Here is a 1,092-nt window from a genome sequence, read left to right as displayed (position 1 = left end):
ACTTAGTATCAAGTTTGAAGTGCGACACTTTTTACAGATGCGCATGAATATACTCCTGTGGTGTAAAGAACCCAAGTCTTTTCCTTGGGCGCGAGTTTAGCTTTCCAGCTATTTGGTTACAGAGCCTCTGTGTCACGTGTGACATAGAGGCTTTTTTAGGTAAGTACTGTCTAATTAAACCATTCGTATTTTCATTGGTTCCACGTTCCCATGAGTGGTATGGGTTAGCAAAGAAAAACAAACACTTAGTTTGTTTTTCTAACTGTGCATATTGGTGAAATTCAGTACCATTATCAGCAGTAATCGTTTTGAACGGTAAGTCTGACTGCTTAATAATCTTCTTCACTCGAGCGTTCAATGAATTAGTCGTTCTGTCGTCTAATTGGCCTATAAAAGTATAACCGGTCATCCTATCTACTAAAGTCACAATGCAGTGTTTGGTTCCTCGCCCAATGACGGTGTCTATTTCCCAGTGTCCAGGTTCAAGACGAAGCTCTGCTTCGTCTGGTCGCTCAGATATATGTTTCTTTGCGGCTAAGCGGCCTCTACTGTCGTTAGAGCGATATCTTTTACGCCTCTGCTTAGTTGACTGGCGTAGGTGTTTCCATAACATTCCGCCTTCTGCTTTGTTATTCCAAATATACTGGTAAATCAGTTCGTGACTCATCGTTTTTTGACCAATTCGCCTTAGGAATCCAACTATCTGTTCAGGGCTCCAGTCCAGTTGCAGCAAGGCTGCAACGAGCCTGAAGTCGGTTTCGTCATAGCGCTTGTTTCGCCTTGAGCGAGCTAGCCTATTCCGAGCTCGCTGTTGAGCGTACTCAGGTTGGTACGAGTACCTGTCAAAGTACTTGTTATAGCGCTTATTACGTTTTATCTCACGATAGATCGTAGACTTGTGACGGTTGAGTAATCTAGCTATTCCAGCAGTACGTAATCCTTGCTTTCTTAAGATAGAAATCGTATATCTTTCTTTCTCAGTGAGGTGTGTATATTTCATGGTTTTACTTCTTGGCGGGAGCAAAACTTATGAATACCACATCTCACTGTTTTATTTTTCAGAGGTGTCGCACTTCGTACTTGAATCCAAGA

General features: G+C 42.3%; 1 protein-coding gene. It reads right to left on the bottom strand.

What is annotated here, in order from left to right:
- Nucleotides 1–31: 31 nt before the first annotated feature.
- Nucleotides 32–1,000, bottom strand: a complete 969-nt coding sequence (locus EJ063_RS20250; RefSeq protein WP_126576068.1) for an IS30 family transposase — start codon at nucleotides 998–1,000, stop codon at nucleotides 32–34.
- Between the last annotated feature and the right edge of the window lie 92 nt (nucleotides 1,001–1,092).

It is taken from the genome of Vibrio aquaticus, from assembly GCF_003970385.1.
Classification (GTDB): domain Bacteria; phylum Pseudomonadota; class Gammaproteobacteria; order Enterobacterales; family Vibrionaceae; genus Vibrio; species Vibrio aquaticus.
Note: the sequence above shows the minus strand (reverse complement) of the source record. Positions and strands in the feature narration are given on the sequence as shown.